This window comes from Brevibacterium renqingii (assembly GCF_017808105.1).
GTDB classification, from domain to species: Bacteria; Actinomycetota; Actinomycetes; order Actinomycetales; family Brevibacteriaceae; genus Brevibacterium; species Brevibacterium renqingii.
Map to the genome: position 1 here is coordinate 14985 of NZ_JADBHF010000007.1, position 24080 is coordinate 39064.

Here is a 24080-nt window from a genome sequence, read left to right on the forward strand (position 1 = left end):
TCGGCGAAGATGGGAACATGAGCGAATTCGCGATCATGAGCTTCAATCTCCGCTATCCGGCCAGAGACGGACACCCGGTGGCCGAACGGCTGCCGATCGCGGCCGAACTCATCCGCTCATCCCATCCGCACATCATCGGCACGCAGGAGGGAGAGCTCGATCAGCTCGAGACGCTCATCGAAATGCTGCCCGAGGAGTACATCTGGCTCGGCGAAGGTCACTCCGGAGGCAACTCCGGCGAATTCACGGCCGTGATCCTGGATTCCGCGCGCTTCGATGTCGATGCCGTCGACATCAGCTGGCTGTCCGAACGGCCCGAGACGGTGGCCTCGGAATCCTGGGGCGTGTCACATGCGCGCACACTCACGACCGTCGACGTCCGCGACCGCATCAGTGATCGACGTCTGCGTGTGCTCAACACGCACCTCGACCACAGATCCGAACGTGCTCGCATGGAATCGGGCAGGATCATGGGCGACACCATCGCCGAGGCGGCCCACCCCTCCGTCGTCACCGGAGACTTCAATGTCGCTACGGGCTCACCCGTCTACGACTTCTTCTGCACCGAACTCGGCCTCACCGACACCGCCGCCGTAGTCCCGGGCGAGGACATCGGCACCTTCCACCGCTATAAGGGGCCGAAGCAGGGAGAGCCCCGCATCGACTGGATCCTCACCACCGCTGGTCTGACCACGGTGGCGACGACGATCAACACATTCAGCGCGCACGGCAAGTACCCGTCCGATCACTTCCCCGTCGAGGCGGTGCTCGACTTCGTCTGAGCGGCACTGCTCGACTCCACCTGATCGCTGCTCCGGCCCCAGGGAAGGCAGCGGCCGGTCGCTTCTCGATTAGGCTGAGATCATGAACTGGAAATCACTCGTCAACCGGGCGGCCAGAATCGGTGTCCGCGAAGGCCTGCGCTACCTGCGTCAGTCGCAGGCGAAGAAGAGCTCCGGCGGCACGCGACCGCGTGCGGACGCTCGCCGGCAGACCGACGTGGCCGGCCCGGACGGTTCGAGTTCGCAGGGAACCTATCCCGGCGACTATGAGGGCACTGTCACGGCCAGCTACTGCCCGAACCGCGACGGCGATGCTGACCCGGGAGAGGTCGTCTGGGGCTGGATCCCCTTCGAAGAGGATCACACGCAGGGCAAGGACCGCCCCTCCCTCGTGGTCGGACGCGACGGCGACTGGGTGCTCGTTCTCATGCTCACCAGCCAGGACCATATCCCCGGTGATGTCGGTGAGGTGCGTGAGGACCGGTATGCCCGCTGGATGAACGTCGGCTCCGGGGACTGGGACTCGCGGGGCCGCCCCTCGGAGATCCGCCTCGACCGTGTCATTCGTCTGGACCCGCATTCGATCCGCCGCGAGGGTGCGGTCATGCCCCGCGAGGTGTTCGAGCACGTGGCGAAGAACATCGGCTGAGATCCGAAGCTCCTGACGGGGGTGCGAAGCTCCCGGTCGGCTGCCGACGCCGGGCCGGGCAGACCGGGCATCCGGGAGATTTCCGGCGCGAGCGACGAAGCTGTATGATTGGCTTCTGTGTCTTCATCAAGGCGTGTGTCTCGCCGAGGTCGGGTGAAGACGCCGTCGGCTCCGATGTCATCGATGTGTTTCCCCGCGAAGATGACCAGGTCGGTCCGATGCGCCCTCACGACCGTGTACCACTAACACGAAAGAGTGTTGAAATTGGCTAATATCAAGTCCCAGATCAAGCGGAACAAGACCAACGAGAAGGCTCGTCAGCGCAACAAGGCTGTCCGGTCCGAGGTTCGGTCCTACGTCCGCGTCGTTCGCGAGAACATTGCTGCCGGCAAGAAGGACGAAGCGCAGCAGGCATATGCTGCCGCCGCCCGCAAGCTCGACAAGGCCGTTTCGAAGGGTGTTCTGCACAAGAACAACGCTGCGAACCGCAAGTCGCGCATGGCCACGCAGATCAACGCTCTCTGAGCAGACGACTGAGGCTGCAGCTTCACAGGGCCCGATCCGCAAGGATCGGGCCCTGTGTGCATTCACCTGCAGCGGGTTGTGAGCGGCGCAGTCAGCGCACGCGGGCGAGGCGACTGACTTCGGAGACGAAGCGTTCGATGGCGTAGACCGGGTCGCGACCTCCGCCTTTGACCGCTTCGTCGGCTTCCGCGGCGGCGATGAGCGACTGGCCGAGAGCGACCTCGTTCCAGCGCCTGACCTCCCGCCGGGCGCGATCGACCTGCCAAGGCGCCATCTTCAGCTCCGAGGCGAGTTCGCCGCTGGTGCCGGAGAATCCCTGCACCTTGGCCATTCCCCGCAGCTTCATCGCCACTGCGGCGACGAGCGGGACCGGATCGGAGCCGGTCGACAGGGCATGACGCAGCAGACTGAGCGCATTCTTCACATCACCGGCCACAGCCGCATCGGCGACCTTGAAACCCGTCGCCTCGACGCGCCCGCCGTAGTACTGGTCGACGACCTCAGCGGTGATAGGGCCCTCGGTGTCCTCGATGAGCTGGTCGACTCCCGCGTTGAGTTCGGCCAGATCCGATCCCAACGCCGACATCAGCGCGGCCATTCCGGATTCGTCGATCCGGCGCTTCGCCGCTTTGAAACGGCTCTGGGCGAACTTCGCGCGGTCGCTCTCGTTCTTCAGCACTCCCGCATCGATGCGGGGGAATCCTGCGGCGTCGAACTTCTTGATGAGCTTCGCACCGCGATTGCCGCCGGCATGCATGAGCAGCACCACGGCATCGTCATTGGGTTCGTCGAGGTAGGCCAGCGCATCGTTGAGGAAGTCCTCCGAGCACTTCTCCACCGCATCGACGACGATGAGCTTCTGGGAGGAGAACAGGGACGGTGATGCCGCCATCGCCAGTTCACCGGCCTGGTATGCGGCGGCGTCGATCTCGATCTCTTCGGGGTCCTGCTTCCGCACTGCGGAGACGATCCGGTCCTTGGCCATGCGCACGAGCACCGACTCGCCGCCGGAGATCATGACGACGGGTGCCGGTTTCGCCGAACTCCACGGGATCAGTGTCTTCTTCGCTGCCATGCTCCCCAGCCTATCGCGGCCGACCGACATGGAAGGCATGTCCCGAAGCGGTGCCGCATCCCCGAACCCGTCCGTCTTCCGGCTCAGCCCCTGTCCTCCGGGCAGTCCGTTCCGGTGCTGAACCGTCCCTGAGCATAGAGCGCCACGGAACCGCAGCGGTCGGTGCGCAGCACCGGCACGGGGCCGAAGGCTCGCAGCGACTTCGGAGACGGATGCCCGTAGCTGTTCTCTCCCACGGACACCACCCCGAGGCGTGGTGCGGCAGCGGCGAAGAACTCGGGGGCGAGATCGGATGATCCGTGGTGCGGGGCGATGAGCACATCGACCGGCTGCAGTCTCTGAGCGAGGACGAACTGCTCGTCTGCTCCCACATCACCGGGCAGCAGCGTGCTCAGCCCCTCATGAACGACGCGGACGACCAGGGAGTCTTCGTTGCGCAGCTCCTCGTCCTGTCCTGCCGGGTGCAGACGCGGCGGCGGCCACAGCACCTCGACGTCTGCCTGGTCGAAGGCGAGGCTCTGCCCACGCTGAGCGGCGACCACCTCGGCGCCGGTGTCGGCGGCCAGGCGTCGGGCTTCGGGTGATGTCGCGACGTTCGCGGAGACGAACATCCGGTCGATGCGCCTGCCCCAGCTCGTCCCTGGATAGCCGGCGAAGTGGTCGGCGTCGAAATGGGAGATGAGCAGATCGAATTCGGCGATCCCGGAGTCGTCCAGGCAGGTGTCGATGGGTTCGGCCTCCCGTCCTGTGTCGACGACCAGTCCCCGCCCCTCGCCGAGGTTGATCACCGCGCCCGACCCCTGTCCCACATCGCAGACGAGCACCAGCCAGTCCGCACCCGGCGGCTTCGCGCGCACCGCGATGATGACCGATGCGGTCAGGACGCAGCAGAGGACGAGGACGGGCAGACCCCACAGTCGGCGCCGCACCAGCAGCCAGCCCCCGACCGCCGCGATGCCGAGCAGTGCCGCGGCCAGCAGCGTGCCCGCCGGCGGTGCGGGCCAGTCGAGCGCGGCACCGGGCAGTGCGGCGCAGATCCGAGCGACGCGGACGATCCACCACGCGGGAAGGGACCCGAGCCGAGCGAGCAGTTCGGAGAGGAGGTCGAATCCCGGCAGTCCCGTGGTCGCGATCGCCGCGCAGACGAGGCTGAGGAAACCGGCAGCGGTGGCCGGCAGCACGGCAGGCGCGGCCAGCGCATTGGCGGCCACGGACCACAGCCCGACGCGCGGGTCGATGGCTACGAGCACCGGGGTGCAGGCCAGCTGCGCGACGAACGGAACGACGAGGGCGGTCACCAGCACGGACGGCAGCAGCGGCAGGTGCACGGCGAGCCGACGCAACAGGATCGGGACGATGAACATGATCGCGGCAGTGGAGACCACGGACAGGACGAACCCCACCGAGGTGGCCAGGACCGGAACGAACGCCAGGAGCAGGCTCGCCGTCGAACACATCACCGCCACCGGTGAGATCCCTCCTCCGCGCAGGAACACCAATGCCGTCGCGATCGCCATGCCGGCCGCTCGGATCGCGCTGGGTTCGAAGCCGACGATGAAGACATAGCCGATGCAGGCGAGCACCCCGATGCTCACCCGCAGTCGGGGGCCGGCCCGACATGCACCCGCCAGCAGTCCTGCGCCGAGGCTGACGATCGTGACATTGCTGCCCGAGACGGCGGAGACATGGGTCAGAGAGACCACACGCATATCGTCGATCATGCGTGCGTCCTGGGGTTCGGTGTCGCCGACGACGAGCCCGGGCAGGAGGTGCCCGCCGTCGTGTCCCGCGGCCAGGGAATCGGCCCGCAGCTGTGTCCGCAGTCGCTCGCGCCACCGCCAGAGTGCGTTCGGCTCCCGCTCCGACTCGGGTGCGCTGCTGGTCGAGCGGATGTCGTCGGCACGCTCCGTGCGCATCCGGACCGACGTGCCCGCGTCCACGGCCGCGGGACTGAGCACTTCGGTGAACCCCGTGGTCGTCAGCAGCGTCAGGCGCGTCCAGCCTGTGGCCCCGGGTTCGCTGTGGCCGACGACGGTGCCGACGGTCTCTGCCGCGGTCCCCGGGCCCCGCGAGGCTGCCAGTGCCGTGATCTGGATCGTCACCAGGCAGGCGAAGACGATCAGACCCACGCCGAGATGATGGTGACGACGCAGGGACAGGAATCCGAGGAGGCCGAGCACGGGGACGCCGACCAGTGCCCAGGGCCCGGGCGTGAGCAGGGCCGTGGCCCACAGCCCGGCGGCGCAGCAGAGCAGGCGGACGGAGCCCGGCCACAAACGTGTCTTCGTCCGCAGCCGATCAGCGGCTGCTGCGCAGGACGTGCGGAACCGGGCGGCGTGCGTCTTCGGCATCTGCGCATCAGCCGACGGTGACAAGGTCTTTGAGGCTTTCGTAGGTCTTCGGTCCGATGCCCTTGACGAGCAGCAGGTCCTCGACGGCGGCGAAGGGCTGTGTCTGCCGGTGGCTGATGATTGCCTCAGCGGTGACGGGCCCGACTCCGGGCAGGGTCTGCAGGGCGGTGGCATCGGCCGTGTTGAGATCGACCCGCCCGGTCTGGCCGGGTGCCCCTTGGGCAGCACCGTCGGCCGCAGCCGCGTGTCCCGCTGAACCGCCGCCAGAGTCCGCTCCGGCGTTCGTCGCCGCGTCGCCCTCCGGCCCACCGGCCGGCTGTCCCCCGGCCCCTGCAGCCCGGTCCTCGGGCTCCTCGCCCTCTTCCGGGATATGGATCTGTTCGCCGTCGGCGAGCACGCGGGCCAGATTGACCGACTCCGCGGCCGCGTCCCCACGCAGTCCTCCTGCCGCCTCGACGGCGTCCTGCACCCGCGCCCCGGCCGGAAGCGTGACCACCGAGGGTGAGCTCACCGCGCCGGTGACATGGACGATCACCTCACCCGAAGGACTCGCCGAGGCAGGACCGCTCTGTCCTTCGCCCGCCGCGTCCGGCGACGCGGCACCAACGCTTCCATCGCTGTCGCCTGCACCCTGCTGAGAGGGGTCCGCCTGTCCGGGTGAAGCGGTCGGGGAGTGCTGAGGCACGGGTCGGAAGAGGAAGAAGGCGAGGGCGAGGACACCGACCGTGGCGATCGCGACTGCCACGAGGACGGGCAGACGCACCCGGCGGGGTGCCACGGTCTCCTCTTCACCGGCGGTATCGGCGGTGAAGACGTCTCCCGGCACCCAACCGCCGCGTTCGGCACTGGAATTGAGGAGACCCGCGAAGCGGTCATCCGGAGAGACAGCCATTGTCCGAGGTTAGGGATGTCATCATCCGGACGGCCAGGAGCTGCGACGAGACTGTGGACAGCGTCTCTGGGTCCACAGGCTCCGCACGCTCGAGTCGGCGCGCCGTCCACAGTTCGCGGTGCTCGAGCCGGCTCTTCTCTCTGCGCCGACTCCTGCCCTCGGCGGTCCGCTCGGCTTCAGGGAACCGTCTGGACGGTCACCCCGATCGTGCCGGGCCCGACGTGCGCGGAGATGATCGTCGACAGGGTCCGGAACGAGGTCGCGAAGCCGAGTTCGGACAGTCGTGTGAGGAGCATGGTGACATCGGCGTCGTCGATCTCGCCTTCGGCCTGTTGGATCTCGACGTGCACGGAATCTCCGGGTCCGGATATCTCGCCGGCCGCGTGCGCACCGAGCGCGATGATCTTCTCCAGTGCCTTCGTCCTCGTGCGCACCCGGGCCAGGGGGACGACGACGCCGGCATTGAGTCCGAGCACGGGCACGATCTGCAATGCCCTGCCCAGCAGGGACGCAGCTGCGCCGATGCGACCGCCTCGACGCAGGTGCTCCAGGCTCGCGGGAGCGAACACGGTCCGCGTCTCCCCCGCGCACCAGTCGGCGATGGTTCCGCCGATCGATTCGACGTCGAAGCCCTGACGGATCCCGGCCACCGCCACGGACAGCGCCCCGGCGAGCCCCGCCGAGGTGGTCCGGGAGTCGACGACGTTGATGAGGATGTCCTCGGCTTCGGCGGCGGTGACGGCCGAATCGCGGGTGCCGGACAGTTCCGCGGACATGGTCACGACGATGATGGCCTCGGCTCCGCGTCGTCTCAGCTCGGCGAACGCGGCGGAGAACTGGTCCGGGGTGGCCATGGACGTCGAGACCTCGGCGCCTCCGGCCATCTTCGTGCACAGATCCGCCGCTGCGATCTCACCGTCGGTGAAGGCGACCCCGCCGATCAGGACGGTCAGCGGCACCACGGCGAAGAGCCCGTCGGTGGCCCGGTTCAGCTCCTCCTGCTCAGCGGCGGACAGCTGTGCCGTGGAATCGGTGACCAGGCCGATCCTCATGGACGGCCCAGAGCGCGATAGGTCCATCCGGCGCTGCGCCACAGTTCGGGGGTGAGCACGTTGCGGCCGTCGACGAGGACCTTCCCGGCCACGAGGTCGGCGGTCGCCGCTGGATCGAGATCTCGGTATTCGCGCCATTCCGTCAGCAGCAGCACGGCATCGGCACCGGTCAGCGCCTCGGTGGTGTCGGCCGCGTACTGCAGCTCGGGGAAGGACTTCTTCGCATTGCCGATGGCCTGCGGGTCGGTGACGGTGACGACCCCGCCCTGGGTGGAGATGAGTCGGGCGACTGCCAGGGCGGGTGAGTCCCTGACGTCATCGCTGTCGGGTTTGAAGGCCGCACCGAGGACGGTGATCCGCTTGCCGATGAACGACCCGGCCAGGGCATCACGTGCGATGTCGACGATGCGCACGCGTCGGCGCATGTTGATCGAGTCGATCTCCTTGAGGAACGCGACGGCCTGATCGGCACCGAGTTCCCCGGCGCGCGCCATGAAGGCGCGGATGTCCTTGGGCAGGCAGCCGCCGCCGAAGCCGAGGCCGGCATTGAGGAACTTGCGTCCGATCCGATCGTCCATGCCGATCGCATCGGCCAATTGGGTGACATCGGCCCCCGAGGCCTCGCAGAGTTCGGCCATGGCGTTGATGAACGAGATCTTCGTGGCCAGGAACGAATTCGCCGCGGTCTTGACCAGTTCCGCCGTGGCGAAGTCGGTGATCATGCGTGGAGTGTCCTCGGCCAGAATCGTCGCATAGACCTCGTCGAGCACCTCGACCGCGCGCTTCCCGGCCTCGCCGGAGGCCACACCGTAGACCAGACGGTTCGGATGGAGGGTGTCCTCGACGGCGTGGCCTTCGCGGAGGAATTCGGGGTTCCACATCATCGTCGCCCCGGTTGCGGCGATGACACCGGCCAGACGCTCCGCAGTGCCGACGGGAACGGTCGATTTGCCCACAACCACCGACGTCGGAGTCAGATGCGGTCGCAGCGAATCCACGGCCGCATCGACATAAGTGACATCAGCGGCGAACTCGCCGGGCTTCTGCGGGGTGCCCACGCACACGAAGTGCACCTGCGCCTCGGCGGCGCGGGAGACGTCGGTGGTGAATTCGAGACGGCCCCTGTCCTGAGCCTTCACGAGCAGTTCGCTCAGCCCCGGTTCGAAGAACGGCGGACGCCCGGAGGTCAGAGCCTCCACTTTGGCTTCATCGACGTCGACTCCTGTGACTTCGTGGCCCAGAGAAGCCATGGCCGCCGCATGCACCGCGCCCAGGTATCCGCAACCGATGACTGAAATCTTCAAGCTGAGCTCTCCTGCGTATAGTCATGCGTTCTCGCACCACACTATATGCCACACGGTTGCACGATATCCGGAGGTTGAAACAGTAGGCTTGGAGTTGTGAAGCGTTTCCTGGATTTCCTCACCAATTCACCGGCGGCGGTGACGACTGCGGTGCTCACCGCACTCGGCATCGTGGCCTTCGCCGTCCCCGGACTGCATGCTGCCGCCTGGATCATCGGTCTCGTGCTGTGCCTGGGCGTGATCGTGGCACTGCTGATGTTCCACGGCGAATGGCGGCGTGCGCAGCGTCAGATCGATGCGCTGCGTCAGCAGCTCAGCGTCGAACTCGGTCGCATGGACACGCCCGGACTCACCCCGGTCGAGGAGAGCGTCGAGCTGCTGCCGGATGAGCGTCGCGCTCGTCGCATCCTCGAACTGCTGCCCGACTCCGGCGGCCTCGTCCAGTCGCTGCGTCTGGATGCGACCTTCGGCACTCTCGCGATCAGCGAGCTCGAGCCGCTCCATACGTTCTGTGACGAGTTCAAGAAGACCAGCTTCGACAATCCGCGCTCGCACACCGCGTTCATGAACCTCTACCGGTCCGCCGAGGCGCTGTCGCTCTGGGTGAATGAGGAGACCCAGGTGGCGCCGGCGGACTCGACGACGCGTGAGATCCGTCCCGGTGACACCCGCGAGGACGGGTGGCGGGAGTACACGGAAGCACGCGGTCGAGGCGAGCGGCTCAGCGACGAGTTCGTCTCCTCCCGCTGGGAGTTCAATCAGACGGCCCTCGAGCTCGGCCTCGTCTCCGGCACCCCGCCCTTCACGGAGTGAGTCGCTGAGGCCCCGTCACGAACTCCGTGGTTGAGGCCCCGTCACGAACTCAGTGCCGGATCCACCACGTGTCCGTCGGGGCCACCGGGGTGCGCCGCTTGTGCTCGGACCTGCGGTACTTCTCGATGAGCGCCGAAGCGGCGTCCGCTGCGATCTCCTTGCCCTCGAGGAAGTCGTCGATCTGGTCATAGCTGAGGCCCAAGGAGGATTCGTCCGTCTGACCGGGCTCGTCGTCGAGCAGATCGGCTGTCGGCGCTTTGACGACGAGATGCTCGGGAGCGCCGAGGTGGCCCAGCAGGGCTCGCCCCTGCCGCTTGTTCAGCCCTGCGAGCGGGACGACGTCGGCGGCGCCGTCACCGAACTTGGTGAAGAATCCGGTGACCGCCTCGGCGGCGTGATCCGTGCCGACGACGAGGAGACGCTTCTCACCTGCCAGTTCGAACTGCGCGGTCATCCGCATCCGTGCCTTGACGTTTCCCTTGCCGAAATCGCTGATCGGCTCGCCCGTCGCCTTCTCGTACTCGTCGGCGGCGGCATCGGTGGCCGCACCGATGTTGATGGTGATCTCGTGATCGGCGCCGATGAAGGACAGCGCGTCCTGCGCGTCCTGCTCATCGGTCTGCACATGGTGCGGCAGACGGACGGCCCAGAACTCGGCCTCGGCACCGCGGCGGCGCAGACCCTCCACGGCCAGCTGGCTCAGCCGGCCGGCCAGAGTGGAGTCCTGGCCCCCGCTGATGCCCAGCACCAGTCCCTTGGCACCGGTGGTCAGCACGTAGTCGACGAGGAATTCGACCCGGCGTGCGATCTCGGTGGCCGGGTCGATCGTCGGCCGCACCCCGAGCTGCGAACGGATCTCGTCCTGGACGGCTTCTGCTCTCATTGACTCTCGATCCTGCGATTGCCCGTGCCCTGCTCAGGCATCGGGGACGATATTGACCAGTTTGGGCGCGCGCACGATCACCTTGCGGATACCGGCGCCGCCGAGGGCCTTGACGGCATTCGGCGACTCGCGGGCGAGCGTCTCCAGATCCTCTTCGGAGATGTCGGGAGCGACCTCGAGGCGGGCGCGCACCTTGCCCTTGACCTGGACCACGCACGTGACGGTGTCGGCCACGAGATGGCGCGGATCCGCCTCGGGGAAGGAGGCGTAAGTGACCGTCGCATCATGCCCGAGGCGCTGCCACAGCTCCTCGGCCAGATGCGGAGCGAAGGGAGCGAGCATGATGGTCAGCGGCTCGAGCAGCTCCTTGGTCGCCCCGCCCTGCTTGGTCGCATGGTTGGTGAGCACGATGAGCTTGGAGATCGCGGTGTTGAACCTCAGATGGTCCATGTCCTCGCGCACGCCGTCGATGACCTGGTGGAGGACCTTGAGCGATTCGGCGTCCGTCTCGCCCTCACGGACCGCGGAGCGACCGTCGGTCTCATCGACGAACAGTCGCCAGACGCGCTGCAGGAACCGGTGGGCGCCGACCACGGCGCGGGTCTCCCACGGACGGTCCTGCTCCAACGGCCCCATCGACATCTCGTAGACGCGGAAGGTGTCGGCACCATAGGCGTCGTACATCTCGTCGGGCATCACGGAGTTCTTCAGCGACTTGCCGATCTTTCCGTACTCCCGGTTGACCTGCTCGCCGTCGTGCCAGAACGTCAGCTCACCGTTGCTGCCTGTCTTCTCCTCCACCTCGGCGGCGGGGACGTACACGCCGCGGGCGTCGGTATAGGCATAGGCCTGGATGTAGCCCTGGTTGACCAGCCGGTGGAACGGCTCCGAGGAGGAGATGTGACCGAGGTCGAAGAGCACCTTGTGCCAGAACCGTGCGTAGAGCAGGTGGAGCACGGCGTGCTCCTGTCCGCCGACGTAGAGGTCAGCGCCGCCGCGCGGCTTCGACTTCCGCGGGCCCAGCCAGTACTTCTCATTCTCCGGGTCGACGAGGCGTTCGTCGTTGTGCGGATCGGCGTAGCGCAGCTGGTACCAGGAGGAGCCGGCCCAGTTGGGCATCGTGTTCGTCTCACGATGGTAGGTCTTCGGTCCGTCGCCGAGGTCGAGAACGACTTCGGCCCATTCCTGGTTGCGGCTCAGAGCCGGTTCGGGCCGGCTGTCGGCATCGTCGGGGGCATAGGTGCGCGGAGCGAAGTCGTCGACTTCGGGCAGCTGCACGGGCAGCATCTCATCGGGCAGGGCGATCGGAGTGCCGTTCTCGTCGTAGACGATCGGGAAGGGTTCGCCCCAGTACCGCTGACGGGAAAACAGCCAGTCACGCAGACGGTACTGGGTGGACTCGGTGGCCAAGCCCTTGCCCGACAGCCATTCGGTGACTCGGGCCTTCGCAGCGTCGATCTCGAGGCCGTTGATGTCGATCTCGGCGTTCGCCGAATTGATCATCACACCGGTGCCGGTGTAAGGGCTGTCCTCATCGTGGTCCGACGGCGGCTGGACCGTGCGGATATAGGGCAGATCGAAGGCCTTCGCGAACTCCCAGTCGCGGGCGTCTTCGGCGGGCACGGCCATGATCGCGCCGGTGCCGTAGCCCATGAGGACGTAGTCGGCGATGAAGATCGGCACCTGGTCGCCGGTGGCCGGGTTGAGGGCATAGGAGCCGGTGAAGATGCCGGTCTTCTCCCGGCTCTGCTGCCGGTCGGCATCGGTCTTGGCCGCGGCGGTGCGCTGGTAGGCGGCGATCGCCTCGGCGGGGGTGGCCTCTCCCCCACGCCAGGACTCGGGTGTGGCCTCGTCCCAGGCTTCGGCGGTCAGCGCGGCGACCTGCGGGTGCTCGGGACTGAGCACGAGGTAGGTGGCTCCGAACAGAGTGTCCGGGCGGGTCGTGTAGACCTCGATCTCGGTCTTCTCATCCCCGGCCACGGGCAGGCGCAGCAGCGCACCCTTCGACCGACCGATCCAGTTGACCTGCATCGCGTGGATCGCGTGCGGCCAGTCGAGGACGTCGAGGTCGTCGATGAGACGGTCGGCATAGGCGGTGATGCGCATGTTCCACTGGCGCAGGCGGCGGGTGAAGACCGGGAAGTTGCCGCGCTCGGACAGACCGTCAGCGGTGACTTCCTCATTCGCCAGCACAGTGCCCAGCCCCGGACACCAGTTGACCGGTGACTCGGAGACGTAGGCCAGACGGAAGCCCTGCAGAACGTCTTCGCGCTCGGCCGGACTCAGCTCGGACCAGGCCCGGCCGTCCGGGGTGGGGCGGTCACCGCTGGCGAACTGCTCGATGAGCGTCTCGATCGGCCGCGCCGCTCCCTTGGCCTCACCGTCAGGGGTGGTCGCCTCGGGGTCGTACCAGGAATTGAAGATCTGCAGGAAGATCCACTGCGTCCACTTGACGAACTCGTCGTCGGTCGTGGCGAACCGCCGCCTCACGTCGTGGGCCAGGCCCAGACGGCGCAGCTGCTCGGTCATGTTCGCGATGTTCGCATCCGTGGTGATGCGCGGATGCTGGCCGGTCTGGACTGCGTAGAGATCCGCGGGCAGACCGAAGGCATCGTAGGACAGGGCATGCATGACATTGTGCCCGCGCATCCGCTGGTAGCGGCCGTAGACATCGGTGCCGAGGTAGCCGAGCGGGTGGCCGACGTGCAGGCCCGCGCCTGAGGGGTACGGAAACATGTCCATGATGTAGAGGGACTCGCGCTCACTGAGGTCGGCGGGAGGACTGTAGGGCGACGGTGTCTCCTGGGAGGCGAGCTCGCCGAGGTCTCCGGTGGGGTTCGGGGTGTGGAACGTTCCCGACTTCTCCCATGTGCGCTGCCACGACTTCTCGATCTTCTCGGCCAGCGCCGCGTCATAGCGGAAACCGGTCTCCTCAGGATTCGTCGTCATTACCTTCCTTCGCTGGACAGACGTGAGCGGGTTCTGACCATCGTACTCTGAACATCCCCTGATTCGACTTGGTTAGACTGCTCACAGGACGGCGACAGCCGGGATATCTCGGCAAACGTGATCGATTTCACTGCGCCCCGACCGAACGGTAGGATAACCGGGCAGTAACTTACGTCCGCGAAGGAGACCCATGAGCCCAACGACAATGCCGCAGTCGACGACCCCCGTCGTCGGATTCGACGTCGATACCGTCTCGTCGACGACCGATGTCTTCCGCGCCACGGTAGCCGCGGATCCGAATCGCCCCCTGGTGGCCAAGCCCGAGGGCGACGGCTGGTCGGAGATCACGGCCGGGCAGTTCCTCGAGGAGGTTCGTGCCGCGGCCAAGGGTCTCATCGCTCTCGGGGTCGAAGTCGGCGACAGGATCGCGATCTTCGGCCCCACGTCGTATGAGTGGACGCTCAGCGACTACGCCGTGTGGTACGCCGGCGGCATCTCCGTGCCGTTCTACGACACCTCGTCCGAGGAACAGCTGGCCTGGATGATCAAGGACGCGAAGGTCGCCCGCGGCCTCGTCTCCACCCGTGAGCACGCCGACAGCTTCACCGCCGCGGCGGCCGCCGCCGGTCTGCCCGAGCCGAGGCTGCGGGTCTGGGAGGAAGAGGCGTTCGCCGCGCTCGCCGAGGCCGGACGCGACATCAGCGATGAGCAGCTCGAGAACGCCCGGTCCCAGGCGACCGGCGATTCGGTGGCCACGATCATCTACACCTCGGGCACCACGGGCAAGTCCAAGGGGTGCGTGCTCACCCACGGCAACTTCGTGCAGACGGTGCAGTCCGCACAGATGCAGATCCCCGAGGTCTTCACCGAGGGCATGCGGTGCCTGCTGTTCCTTCCCCAGGCCCATGTGTTCGCACGCTTCATCGAGGTCCTGGCGATCAGCTCCGGAGCAGTTCTGGCCCACCAGTCGGACCTGAGCAAGCTCACCGATGCGATGGGCAGCTTCCGACCCTCATTCATCCTCGGCGTCCCCCGCGTCTTCGAGAAGGTCTTCAACTCGGCCCTGGCCAACGCCCAGTCCGGAGGCAAGGAGAAGATCTTCCGCCGCGCCGAACAGGTCGCCGTCGCCTATTCGCGAGCCCTCGACACCGGCAAAGTGCCGATGGGCCTCAAGCTGCAGCACGCAGTGTTCGACCGCCTCGTCTACTCGAAGCTGAGGGCAGTCATGGGCAACAATGTCTCGCACGCCGTCTCCGGCGGCGGACCGCTCGGCGAGCATCTCGGCCATTTCTTCCGCGGCCTCGGGATCATCGTGATCGAAGGCTACGGTCTCACCGAGACCACGGCGCCGATCACGGTCAATGTGCCCGCGAAGTCGAAGATCGGCACGGTCGGAGTGCCGTTGCCGGGAGTGTCGGTGGCCATCGCGCCCGATGGTGAGATCCTCGCCAAGGGCGTACCGATCTTCCGGGAGTACTGGAACAATGCCGAGGCCACGGCCAAGGAGTTCCACGACGGCTGGTTCGGCACCGGCGACCTCGGGTCCCTCGACGAGGACGGGTACCTGACGATCAATGGCCGCAAGAAGGAGATCATCGTGACCTCCAGCGGCAAGAACATCGCCCCGGCCCCGCTCGAGGACGCGCTCCGCCGCCACCCGATCATCGGCCAGCCCGTCGTCGTCGGGGAGAACCGGAAGTTCGTCTCCGCACTCATCTTCCTCGACTCGGAGATGCTCCCGACCTGGCTGAAGAATCACGATCTGCCGGCGATGGATCTCGCCGAGGCAGCCGCCGACGAAGCCATCCGGGCCGAGATCGACAAAGCAGTCGCACGCGTGAACAAGACCGTTTCGCGCGCCGAAGGGATCAAGAAATTCACGATCCTGCCCGTCGAACTCACCGAGGCCAACGGCTACCTCTCGGCCAAGCAGTCGGTCAAGCGCCACATCGTCAACAAGGACTTCGCCGCCGAGATCGACGCACTCTACGCGAGCTGAGACGTCCGCCGCACGAGATTCGGCCTCCTCCCACGACCCGGCCCGGGCGCGGATTCATCACGAGTCCGTGCCCGGGCCGAAGTCTGTCGCAGGGCGCCGTGCCGCCGAGCGGCCTGCTTCGACGAAGTCTGTCGCCGGGCGCCCGGGCCTCGTCGTAAGCTGAGGGAGCAAGCCGTTTCCCACCGAGCCCACTGGAGGCATGCACCATGGCCGACGACACCGATCACACGCCCAGCTACGTGAACACGGGGAAGGAATTCACCCGGGACACGAACTACATCGACGATCGCATCCTCAACACTCCCGACGCCGAGTGGCCGGTCGAGCCCGGCCGGTACCGCCTCATCGCCGCGCGTGCCTGCCCGTGGGCGAACCGCACGATCATCGTCCGCCGCCTGCTCGGCCTGGAGGACGTCATCTCCATCGGCATGCCGGGCCCCACACACGATGCGCGGTCGTGGACCTTCGATCTCGACCCCGGCGGCGTCGATCCGGTGCTCGGGATCGAGCGCCTGCAGGAGGCGTTCTTCGCGCGTTACCCCGACTATCCTCGCGGAATCACCGTTCCCGCCGTCGTCGACGTCCCCACCGGTGCCGTCGTGACCAACGACTTCCCGCAGATCACCGAGGACTTCTCCACCCAATGGACGGAGTTCCATCGTGAGGGAGCCCCGAATCTCTGGCCCGAGGAGTCGCGGGAGGAGATGGAGAAGGTGATGCGGCTGATCTACACGGAGATCAACAACGGCGTCTACCGCTGCGGCTTCGCCGGTTCCCAGGACGCCTACGAGGCGGCCTTCGACCGTCTGTTCACCGCTCTCGACACCATCGAGGACCGGCTGAGCCGCTCACGCTTCCTCATGGGCGAGTCCATCACCGAGGCGGACGTGCGCCTCTTCACGACCCTGGTGCGTTTCGACCCCGTGTACTTCGGGCATTTCAAATGCAACCGGCAGCCGCTCACGGCTTTCGAGAATCTCTGGGGCTACGCTCGGGACCTCTATCAGACGCCCGGATTCGGCGACACGGTCGACTTCGTGCAGATCAAACAGCATTACTACATCGTCCACCGCGATGTGAACCCGACCCAGATCGTGCCCAAGGGACCGGATCTGTCCGGATGGCTCAGCGATCACGGCCGAGACAGGACATTCGGCGGCTCCCCCTTCGGCGACGGCACCGCCCCCGGTCCGGTCAAGCCGGGCGAGGAGGTCCCGACCGCTCATACGGCGGCCGCATGGGCGAATTGATCTGCCTATGATGCCCTCCGAGACAGCCCGGCCCTGACTCTGCTGTCAGGGCCGGGCTCTTTCCGGGCTCAGGTGTCGAACTCCCCCGGCTCGATGACTTCCGGACTCGAATCGTCGAGACCTGCGGCCCGCCTCCGCCGATGCTTGCGGACCTTGAGCACGATCCACACGACGACGCAGGCGGCGACGGCGACGATGACGAGCTTCTGGAAATACCCCGCATAGGTCTCGACGATCGACCAGTTCTCGCCGAGGAAGAAGCCGGCGACGACGAGGACCGTGTTCCAGATCGCGCTGCCTGCGGTCGTCAGGAGCACGAACTTGGGAAGTCGCATGCTCCGCATTCCCGCCGGAATGGAGATGAGCGATCGGAAGATTGGGATCATCCGGCCGAAGAACACTGCCTTGTCGCCGTGCTTGTCGAACCAGTCCACGGTCCTGTGCACGTCGTCGACGTCGACCAGCGGCATCTTCACCGCGATGCGAGCGATGCGTTCGATGCCTATCCATCTGCCCAGCGCCCACAGCAGGACGGCGCCGACGAGCGAGCCGACTGTCGCGAAGACGATCGCCCATACGATGTTCATCTGCCCCTGGCTCGAGGTGAACCCGGCCAGGGGCAGGACCAATTCGCTGGGAATCGGCGGGAAGATGTTGTCGAGGAACACCATGAACCCGACGCCGATCGGCCCCAGGGTCTCCATGACGGTCACGGTCCAGGCGGAGAAACCGCTGAGGTTCTCTGCGGCACCGCCGCCCGCAGCCAGCGAGAACTCGGCAGCGGAACCGGTCGGAAGGGTAGTCGGCATGGTCAAAAGTGTAGATAAGGGCGCGGCCTGCCGCTCCCAGTGGGCTCACAGCGGCTAATGTGGAAACGGACACCTCAGGGTGGGAAACGACAGCACCTCCGGGTCGACATCGAAGGAGCAAACACGTGGCACCAGCCAAAGTACTGGCCTCGCGGAACACGGTCGCCGAAGCCGGCCACAACGCCATCAGTCAGCCGGGGCCCGCGCACCTCATGCGCGCGGTGCAGCGATTCGGCCAGCGGCTCGGCAATCAGTTCGGTGCGGCCATCACCTATTTCCTCGTGCTCGCGGTCATGCCCATCGCGATGGTCAGCCTCGCATGCCTGGGCTTCGTCCTCGACGTCGCGCGTCCGGACCTCCTGCCCATGGTCACCGAGCAGATCGGGACATTCACCGCCGGCAACTCCACACTGACGTCGCAGCTCGAGAGCTACCTCCTCGACTGGCAGGCCGTGGGGATCATCGGTATCCTCACCGGTCTCTACACGGGACAGGGCTTCATCGGCAACCTCGGCGCCGCCGTCCGCGCCCAACTGCACGAGGACTTCGACGACGTCATCGAGAAGTCCTTCGTGAAGAAGGTCTTGAGCAACGTCGTCACCCTCGTCGGACTCATCATCGGGCTCCTCCTCACCGTCGCGCTCACGGTGGTCGGCACCGGACTGCGTTCGGTGATCGCCGACACGCTCGGCCTCTCCGGGTTCGCGCGGAGCATGCTCTTCGTCGTCCCCTTCATCATCACTTTGGCCGCTGCATGGCTGATCTTCATGTTCCTGTTCACCATGCTCCCCGAGAAGCCGGTGGACAAGCGGGCGAAGATCCGCGGCTCACTCATCGGTGCGGTCGCATTCCTCATCCTCATCAACTTCGCCACCGTGCTCGTCAACCTGTTCTCCGGCAACAAGGCCGCCGGCGTGTTCGGTTCGATCATCGCGATCATGCTCACGCTCAACGTCTTCGTCAGAATCGTCCTCTTCATCGCCGCCTGGATCGGCACCGCGAATCCGCCCAAACCACAGGAGGAGACGCCGGAGTACAGGTTCGTCGAACCCAAGGTGCAGGCCCAGAGCCTCGGTGCTCTGCTCGCCGGAGCCGGCATCGTCGCACTCACCCTGCTCGGCTTCCGACGCTTCGAGGAGCGCCAGTCCGATCGCGAGTTGTCGAAGCGCTAGACTGGGTGCGCATCCGTTACAACTGACCGAGGGGATACGACCTTTGACTGACGCAACGACGGCTCGTCTGGACGACTGGGCGAAGAAGCAGACCGCCGCCGAAGAACTCATTCCGCTTGTCGGACGCCTGTACCGCGAGAACGACGTGCTGCTGACACTGTTCGGACGCTCGCTGCTGAACAAGTCCGTGACCGGCATGATCAAAGCGCACCGCTATGCCCGCCACTTCCTCGGCGAAGAGCTCGACATCGAGATCACCCACCGGATCGTCAGCGCCCTGGCCGGACTCGACCTGGCCCCGGCTCGGATCGATCTGGGCCGCCTCGTCGAGAAGCTCGAGGAGCCGAACGGCGACGTCGAGGAATTCCTCGCGGCGGAGCTGGCCGAGGTCATCGATTCCCAGGCCGGCAAGGGTGAGGTCCGCGACGTCGTCCTCTACGGATTCGGCCGCATCGGACGCCTGCTCGCACGCATCCTCATCGATCGTGCAGGCGGGACCGGGATGCGTCTGCGCGCAGTCGTCGTCCGCCGCAATGGGGAGAACGACATCGTCAAGCGCGCGTCCCTGCTGCGCCGCGACTCGGTCCACGGAGCCTTCGACGGCAGCATCGTCGTCGATGAAGAGGCCGACACCATCCAGGCCAACGGCACCCTCATCCAGGTCATCTACTCCGATGACCCGTCCGAAGTCGACTACACCGCCTACGGCATCGACGATGCGATCATCGTCGACAACACCGGCAAGTGGCGCGACGAGGAAGGCCTGTCCAAGCACCTCGCCTGCCCCGGCGCCTCGAAGGTCCTGCTCACGGCCCCCGGCAAGGGAGACGTCAAGAACATCGTCTTCGGGGTCAACGACGACGCGATCCTCGACTCGGACAAGGTCGTCTCGGCCGCCTCGTGCACAACGAATGCGATCACTCCTGTGCTCAAGGCGATCAACGACCGGTTCGGCGTCCGCAACGGCCATGTCGAGACGGTGCACTCGTTCACCAACGATCAGAACCTCATCGACAACTTCCACAAGGGGTCCCGTCGCGGTCGCGCGGCCGGACTGAACATGGTTCTCACCGAGACCGGTGCCGCCAAGGCTGTGGCCAAGGCTCTGCCGGAACTGGCCGAGAAGCTCTCGGGCAATGCGATCCGCGTCCCGACCCCGAACGTGTCGATGGCGATCCTCAACCTCAACCTCGAGAAGTCCACGAGCGTTGAGGAGCTCAACACCTTCCTGCGGGAGGTGTCGATGCATTCCCCGCTGCGCAACCAGGTCGACTACGTCACCTCCCCCGAGCTCGTCTCCTCCGACCTCGTCGGCTCCAAGCGCGCCGGTGTCGTCGACGGACTGGCCACGATCGTCGACGAGGACCGTGTCGTCGTCTACGTCTGGTACGACAACGAGTTCGGCTACAGCTGCCAGGTCATCCGCTGTGTGGCGAAGATGGCCGAGGTGGACGTCCCCGCCTTCCCCTGACGCAGCAGTCGAGGTATAAGCGATTCGGCCCATCTGAGGCTGAGCAGCCCGGTTTCGGAACTGGGCTACTCAGCCTCAGATGGGCCGTTTCCGTCGGCTGCGGGGTTCATCGCCTCGTACAGCCACAGCGGAGTGAAGGTCGAGAAGCGTGCGGCGAGCTCGTCCTCGCTGTCGAGGATGACCGCCAGACGGTCATCGGCAGCCGAGAGCTCCCCCGCCCAGATCGGACCCAGGCAGGCCAGCAGCGCGCAGGCTATGACCACCGCTCCGGCGAGGATCGGCGTCTGCGACCACAGCAGCGCCGCGAACACGATCCCGAGGACGACGAAGCCGAGGGCCACGGCCATCCCGGCATTGCGGGTCCGTGGCGCCCTGGCTCGTGCCGGTCGGGCCTCCGCGACCGAATCGAGGGGGTCGCGGTTGAGCCGCGTCCATGCCACGATCGCGCCGAGGGCGCAGACGATGCCGATCATGATGAGGCCGAAGGCGGAGAACAGGAGCACGGCGTCGATGTGATCGCCCTGGGCCTGCACCGCCGCCCCGAGCCCGGTGACGAGCATCGCCATGGCCAGCACCAGCATGCTGAGCAGGCGGGCGCGGCGCACGGCGATGAGTTCGGCGACCACCCGGGCCAGGAAGGCTCGTCGGGCCGCCGCATCCTCGGCCTCGCTCAACGCACGTACCCGAGCTTCTTGTCGACGGTGTGAGTGAACTCCTCACCGGCCAGGTGCTGCTCGAACAGGCTGTGGAACTGTTCGGCCAGGCGCATCCGCCATCCGTCCGTGTCACCGCTCATATGCGGGGTGATGATGACATCGTCGAGCCCCCACAGCGGATGGCCGGCGGGAAGCGGCTCCTGCTCGAACACATCGAGCCCGGCCCCGGCGATCTCTCCGGAGCGCAGGGCGGCGACGAGGGCATCGGTGTCGACGGTGTCGCCGCGTCCGACATTGATGAACACGGCGGTGTCATCCATGGCGGCGAAGACCTCGGTGCCGATGAGCTTCTCGGTCTGCTCGGTCAGGGGGGCGATGTCGATGACCCAGTCGAATCCGCCGACGTGCTCGCTCAGAGTGGCCGAATCGATGACGTCACCGAAGTCGTTGTCTCCGCTGCGGGCATGGGAACCGGCACCGGTGACTTCGATGTCGACGGCCTTGAGTACCCGTGCGATCTCACGGCCGATGGATCCGGTGCCCACGATCATCGCCTTCGACCCCGCCACATCGCGCGTGGAGCGCCGGTTCCACTTCTCCTGGCGCTGGTCGGCCAGCGAGCCGATCGAATTCTTGGCCTGCATGAGGATGAAGTTCAGAACGAACTCCGCGATCGGTCGGTCGAAGGTCCCGCGAGCATTCGTCACCGTCACCGGCGAATCGACGAGTTCGTCGAAGAGGAGGGAGTCGACTCCGGCTGCCGCGGCGTGCACCCAGGCGAGTCGGTCAGCGCTGCCGAAGGCGTCTTTGAGCGCAGTGGAGAAGAAGTCCCACATCAGGAGCACATCGGTGCCGGGCAGTGCCTGGCCCAGGGTATCGGCTTCGGCGACCCGCAGCTCGATCCCGTCCCTGTCGCCGAGGTCAGTGAGCAGGTCGGGAATCTCGGTCCCGGGTGAGTTGAGTATGGTCAGTACCGTCATTCCAGGTCTCCTCCGGCAGTGGGCTTTCTGCCAGACTATCCGATGGAGCAGCACCGGTGGCCGAAGACATCGCACCTGCGGCGTCCGCTGGCGCTTGGCCGACATCGAGGCTCTCCCGCTGTGCGGGTTCGCCCTTCAGCGTCTGCGCCAGCGGCGTGTTGGGCAGGAAGCAGAGGAAGACGAAGCCGAGCACGGCCAGCGGTGCCACCCAGAGGAACAGCGGCACGAGCGCGTCGTTGTAGGAGTTGATGATGAGCGAGTGCAGGGGCTCCGGCAGCTGGGCGACGATCTCCGGGGTCAGTCCCGTCGAGGAGACCTTCGGCAGCGGGGTGTTCGGTGCGGACTTCGCGATCTCGGTGATCCCGGCCTTGATGTTGTCCATGAGCCGCTGTGTGAACACCGATCCGATGAACGCCATGCCGAGCGTGGCGCCGACCTGCCGGAAGTAGTTGTTCGACGCTGTCGCGGTGCCGACCATGGACACCGGGAAGGCGTTCTGGACGACGAGGACAAGGGTCTGCATGCTCAGTCCGAGGCCGAGTCCGAGCAGTGCCAGGCAGCCGATGGTCTCCCACGCCGAGCTGTCGGCCTTGAGCATCGAGAGCAGCACCAGCGAGGCGGCCATGAGCAGGATGCCGACCAGCGGGTACTTCTTGTACCTGCCGGTGCGGGAGACGATGAACCCGACGAGGGTCGAGGACACGAGCATGGTTCCCATCATCGGAACCATCATCAGACCGGCCACAGTCGCATCGATGCCGTGGACCATCTGCAGGTAGGTCGGCATGTACGACAGCACTCCGAACATGCCGATGCCGACGAAGAGGCCCGCGATCGTGCACAGCAGGAAGTCGCGGTTGGCGAACAGGCTCATCGGGATGACCGGTTCGCTGACCTTGAGTTCGACGAAGACGAAGGCTGCTGCGGCGAGGACGCCGGTGATGATCAGGCCGTTGATCTGCCAGGATCCCCATTCGAAGTCATGGCCTCCCCAGGCGGAGACGAGCACGATGCAGGAAGTGACGATCGAGATCAGCGCCATGCCGAATACGTCGATCTTCGGCCGCGGTCCCGTCCCCCTGGCATGCTTGGGAACTTTGAGGAAGATCGCGGCGGCGATGAGGGCGATGATGCCCAGCGGGAAGTTGATGGCAAACGCCCAGCGCCACCCGGGCCCTTCGGTCAGCCAGCCGCCGATGAGCGGTCCGGCCACCGATGACACGGCGAAGGCCGAGCCCATGATGCCCATGTACTTGCCGCGCTCGCGGGCAGGCACGACGGAGGCGATGATCGACTGGGAGAGGATCATCATCCCACCGCCGCCGATGCCCTGGAGGACGCGGCCGAGGATGAGCGTCGACATCTCGTTGGCGACGAGGGCGAAGACCGAACCGGCGAGGAAGCAGCAGATCGCGAACATGAACAGCGGTTTGCGTCCGAACAGATCCCCGACCTTGCCGTAGACGGGCATCATGATCGTCGAAGCGAGCATGAACGCGGTCGAGACCCACAGCATCTGGTCGACGCCATCGAGTTCGCCGACGATCGTCGGCAGCGCGGTGGCGAGCACCGTCTGGTTGAGCGAGAACATGAACATCGCGATCATCAGGCCCACGAAGAGCAGGATGATCGCCGAGGTGGTCATCGCCGCCGCCTCGTCATCGGGCTTCGCCGTCGGCGGTGGTGTGGTCCGGGTGCTCAAGGTCATATCCTCATCGTTCAGTGCTCTGTTGCTTCTCATCACGGCTTTCGTCATCGCAGTCGGTCCAATACCTTGAGGAAGAGCCCCAAGGAGTCTTCGAAGACTTCCTTCGTGCCCCCTTTGGACGCAACCGTCTCAGGGGCCTTCTTGATCGTCTGTCCCGCATGGCTGAGGGGGACGCGGCAGAGTTGGGTGAGCATGCGCGCGCTGCGCTGCGCGGACTCCTCCGAGGAGAATTCCTGTCCGAGGTGGCGCAGTCTGGCGAGCACGTGTCCGGCGACGATCTCCTCGAGCGCCTCAGCGCGGTCGAAGCTCTTGCTCACGAGTTCGGGATAGAGGGCGAAGAGTCGTCGGCGTCGGGCCGGCAGCTCCGGATCGACGGAGCCGATGAGCAGCGCCTCGCGAACGAAGCGAGCGGTGTCCTCGGCCAGGGTGTCGAGACCGGCCGTCGAATTGACGTAGTCCTCGGCGAGTCCTTCATCGACGCTGGCCTCGGTGCCCAGGCCGACGATCGCATCCTCTTTCGTCTCGAAGTAGTTGAAGAAGGTGCGCGTGGACACGCCTGCGTCGGCGGCGATGGTCGCCACGGTGGCACAGGCGAGTCCGTCCTCGAGGACTCGGGTGATCGCGGCCTCGTGGAGGGCGCTGCGGGTCAGCCGGGCCTTCTTCGAGCGCAGGGATTCTTCAACTGGCATGAGTCCATTTTTGCACTTCATGCAAGTTTTCACCAACTGCAAATCTGCAATTGTGCACTATTTCACTCCGT

At 66.2% G+C, this 24080-nt stretch carries 20 protein-coding genes; 8 read left to right on the forward strand and 12 right to left on the reverse strand.

Annotation, left to right across the window (positions count from 1 at the left end; genetic code table 11):
- Positions 1 to 17: 17 nt before the first annotated feature.
- The 3 genes from IHE57_RS08525 to rpsT all read left to right on the forward strand — a co-directional run bounded on the left by IHE57_RS08525 (position 18) and on the right by rpsT (position 1956).
- Positions 18 to 782 (forward strand): endonuclease/exonuclease/phosphatase family protein, encoded by a 765-nt coding sequence (locus tag IHE57_RS08525; RefSeq protein WP_209372418.1) that lies wholly within the window; start codon positions 18 to 20, stop codon positions 780 to 782.
- Positions 783 to 864: 82 nt separating this feature from the next.
- Entirely contained in the window at positions 865 to 1431 is a 567-nt protein-coding gene (locus IHE57_RS08530; RefSeq protein WP_209372420.1) for a type II toxin-antitoxin system PemK/MazF family toxin, read from the forward strand.
- Between the two features lie 264 nt (positions 1432 to 1695).
- A complete protein-coding gene (gene rpsT, locus IHE57_RS08535) occupies positions 1696 to 1956 on the forward strand; it encodes a 30S ribosomal protein S20 (protein ID WP_209324765.1) in 261 nt (86 codons plus the stop codon).
- 91 nt (positions 1957 to 2047) lie between these two features.
- On the opposite strand, the gene holA is transcribed toward rpsT, so the two are convergent.
- The 5 genes from holA to IHE57_RS08560 all read right to left on the reverse strand — a co-directional run bounded on the left by holA (position 2048) and on the right by IHE57_RS08560 (position 8630).
- Complete coding sequence (gene holA / locus IHE57_RS08540) at positions 2048 to 3031, reverse strand: DNA polymerase III subunit delta (protein WP_209324764.1); 984 nt, start codon at positions 3029 to 3031, stop codon at positions 2048 to 2050.
- An 83-nt stretch (positions 3032 to 3114) separates the two neighbouring features.
- On the reverse strand, positions 3115 to 5382 hold the full coding sequence (locus tag IHE57_RS08545) for a ComEC/Rec2 family competence protein (protein ID WP_253720085.1): 2268 nt from the start codon (positions 5380 to 5382) through the stop codon (positions 3115 to 3117).
- 7 nt (positions 5383 to 5389) lie between these two features.
- The gene (locus IHE57_RS08550; protein ID WP_209324763.1) at positions 5390 to 6274 is read right to left on the reverse strand and encodes a ComEA family DNA-binding protein; all 885 of its coding nucleotides are present in this window, start codon (positions 6272 to 6274) and stop codon (positions 5390 to 5392) included.
- A gap of 176 nt (positions 6275 to 6450) precedes the next feature.
- Positions 6451 to 7326 carry a DegV family protein gene (locus IHE57_RS08555; RefSeq protein ID WP_209372422.1) on the reverse strand — a complete coding sequence of 292 codons (876 nt, stop codon included), beginning with the start codon at positions 7324 to 7326 and terminating at the stop codon, positions 6451 to 6453.
- Positions 7323 to 8630 carry a UDP-glucose dehydrogenase family protein gene (locus tag IHE57_RS08560; protein WP_209372424.1) on the reverse strand — a complete coding sequence of 436 codons (1308 nt, stop codon included), beginning with the start codon at positions 8628 to 8630 and terminating at the stop codon, positions 7323 to 7325. The genes IHE57_RS08555 and IHE57_RS08560 overlap by 4 nt, the downstream gene beginning before the upstream one ends.
- Before the next feature lie 96 nt (positions 8631 to 8726).
- Here IHE57_RS08560 and IHE57_RS08565 point away from each other — a divergent pair, with 96 nt between their 5' ends.
- Positions 8727 to 9443, forward strand: a complete 717-nt coding sequence (locus IHE57_RS08565) for a hypothetical protein (RefSeq protein WP_366933908.1) — start codon at positions 8727 to 8729, stop codon at positions 9441 to 9443.
- Between the two features lie 49 nt (positions 9444 to 9492).
- Here the strand turns inward: IHE57_RS08565 and nadE are convergent, their stop codons facing one another.
- Both nadE and leuS read right to left on the reverse strand, forming a co-directional pair.
- The gene (nadE, locus tag IHE57_RS08570; protein WP_209372432.1) at positions 9493 to 10326 is read right to left on the reverse strand and encodes an NAD(+) synthase; all 834 of its coding nucleotides are present in this window, start codon (positions 10324 to 10326) and stop codon (positions 9493 to 9495) included.
- 33 nt (positions 10327 to 10359) lie between these two features.
- Positions 10360 to 13275: a leucine--tRNA ligase gene (gene leuS, locus IHE57_RS08575; protein WP_209372434.1), complete on the reverse strand. Its 2916-nt coding sequence runs from the start codon at positions 13273 to 13275 to the stop codon at positions 10360 to 10362.
- Positions 13276 to 13465: 190 nt separating this feature from the next.
- Between leuS and IHE57_RS08580 the strand changes: the two genes are divergently transcribed.
- Together IHE57_RS08580 and IHE57_RS08585 are read left to right on the forward strand one after the other, a co-directional pair.
- On the forward strand, positions 13466 to 15274 hold the full coding sequence (locus IHE57_RS08580; RefSeq protein WP_209372436.1) for an AMP-dependent synthetase/ligase: 1809 nt from the start codon (positions 13466 to 13468) through the stop codon (positions 15272 to 15274).
- Positions 15275 to 15480: 206 nt separating this feature from the next.
- The gene (locus IHE57_RS08585; RefSeq protein ID WP_209372438.1) at positions 15481 to 16524 is read left to right on the forward strand and encodes a glutathione S-transferase family protein; all 1044 of its coding nucleotides are present in this window, start codon (positions 15481 to 15483) and stop codon (positions 16522 to 16524) included.
- 68 nt (positions 16525 to 16592) lie between these two features.
- On the opposite strand, the gene IHE57_RS08590 is transcribed toward IHE57_RS08585, so the two are convergent.
- Positions 16593 to 17333 carry a DedA family protein gene (locus IHE57_RS08590; protein WP_253720087.1) on the reverse strand — a complete coding sequence of 247 codons (741 nt, stop codon included), beginning with the start codon at positions 17331 to 17333 and terminating at the stop codon, positions 16593 to 16595.
- A gap of 125 nt (positions 17334 to 17458) precedes the next feature.
- Between IHE57_RS08590 and IHE57_RS08595 the strand changes: the two genes are divergently transcribed.
- Both IHE57_RS08595 and IHE57_RS08600 read left to right on the forward strand, forming a co-directional pair.
- Positions 17459 to 18505 carry a YhjD/YihY/BrkB family envelope integrity protein gene (locus IHE57_RS08595; protein WP_209372441.1) on the forward strand — a complete coding sequence of 349 codons (1047 nt, stop codon included), beginning with the start codon at positions 17459 to 17461 and terminating at the stop codon, positions 18503 to 18505.
- 43 nt (positions 18506 to 18548) lie between these two features.
- On the forward strand, positions 18549 to 19976 hold the full coding sequence (locus IHE57_RS08600) for a glyceraldehyde-3-phosphate dehydrogenase (protein ID WP_209372443.1): 1428 nt from the start codon (positions 18549 to 18551) through the stop codon (positions 19974 to 19976).
- 65 nt (positions 19977 to 20041) lie between these two features.
- On the opposite strand, the gene IHE57_RS08605 is transcribed toward IHE57_RS08600, so the two are convergent.
- Genes IHE57_RS08605 through IHE57_RS08620 form a run of 4 tightly spaced genes read right to left on the reverse strand, consistent with a single transcriptional unit; the run spans position 20042 to position 24009 of the window.
- Complete coding sequence (locus IHE57_RS08605) at positions 20042 to 20650, reverse strand: hypothetical protein (protein ID WP_209372445.1); 609 nt, start codon at positions 20648 to 20650, stop codon at positions 20042 to 20044.
- Positions 20647 to 21612 (reverse strand): D-2-hydroxyacid dehydrogenase, encoded by a 966-nt coding sequence (locus tag IHE57_RS08610; protein ID WP_209372447.1) that lies wholly within the window; start codon positions 21610 to 21612, stop codon positions 20647 to 20649. Before IHE57_RS08610 ends, IHE57_RS08605 begins: the two co-directional genes overlap by 4 nt.
- Positions 21554 to 23320 (reverse strand): MDR family MFS transporter, encoded by a 1767-nt coding sequence (locus tag IHE57_RS08615; protein ID WP_209324752.1) that lies wholly within the window; start codon positions 23318 to 23320, stop codon positions 21554 to 21556. Before IHE57_RS08615 ends, IHE57_RS08610 begins: the two co-directional genes overlap by 59 nt.
- 44 nt (positions 23321 to 23364) lie before the next feature.
- Positions 23365 to 24009 carry a TetR/AcrR family transcriptional regulator gene (locus IHE57_RS08620; protein WP_209372449.1) on the reverse strand — a complete coding sequence of 215 codons (645 nt, stop codon included), beginning with the start codon at positions 24007 to 24009 and terminating at the stop codon, positions 23365 to 23367.
- Positions 24010 to 24080: the final 71 nt, after the last annotated feature.

Coding starts and splice junctions, on each gene's coding strand:
- IHE57_RS08580 (WP_209372436.1), top strand. CDS start 13,466: ATGAGCCCAACGACAATGCCGCAGTCGACGACCCCCGTCGTCGGATTC.
- IHE57_RS08620 (WP_209372449.1), bottom strand. CDS start 24,009: ATGCCAGTTGAAGAATCCCTGCGCTCGAAGAAGGCCCGGCTGACCCGC.
- leuS (WP_209372434.1), bottom strand. CDS start 13,275: ATGACGACGAATCCTGAGGAGACCGGTTTCCGCTATGACGCGGCGCTG.
- IHE57_RS08615 (WP_209324752.1), bottom strand. CDS start 23,320: ATGACCTTGAGCACCCGGACCACACCACCGCCGACGGCGAAGCCCGAT.
- IHE57_RS08555 (WP_209372422.1), bottom strand. CDS start 7,326: ATGAGGATCGGCCTGGTCACCGATTCCACGGCACAGCTGTCCGCCGCT.
- IHE57_RS08550 (WP_209324763.1), bottom strand. CDS start 6,274: ATGGCTGTCTCTCCGGATGACCGCTTCGCGGGTCTCCTCAATTCCAGT.
- holA (WP_209324764.1), bottom strand. CDS start 3,031: ATGGCAGCGAAGAAGACACTGATCCCGTGGAGTTCGGCGAAACCGGCA.
- IHE57_RS08530 (WP_209372420.1), top strand. CDS start 865: ATGAACTGGAAATCACTCGTCAACCGGGCGGCCAGAATCGGTGTCCGC.
- IHE57_RS08590 (WP_253720087.1), bottom strand. CDS start 17,333: ATGCCGACTACCCTTCCGACCGGTTCCGCTGCCGAGTTCTCGCTGGCT.
- IHE57_RS08525 (WP_209372418.1), top strand. CDS start 18: ATGAGCGAATTCGCGATCATGAGCTTCAATCTCCGCTATCCGGCCAGA.
- IHE57_RS08545 (WP_253720085.1), bottom strand. CDS start 5,382: ATGCCGAAGACGCACGCCGCCCGGTTCCGCACGTCCTGCGCAGCAGCC.
- IHE57_RS08585 (WP_209372438.1), top strand. CDS start 15,481: ATGGCCGACGACACCGATCACACGCCCAGCTACGTGAACACGGGGAAG.
- IHE57_RS08610 (WP_209372447.1), bottom strand. CDS start 21,612: ATGACGGTACTGACCATACTCAACTCACCCGGGACCGAGATTCCCGAC.
- nadE (WP_209372432.1), bottom strand. CDS start 10,326: ATGAGAGCAGAAGCCGTCCAGGACGAGATCCGTTCGCAGCTCGGGGTG.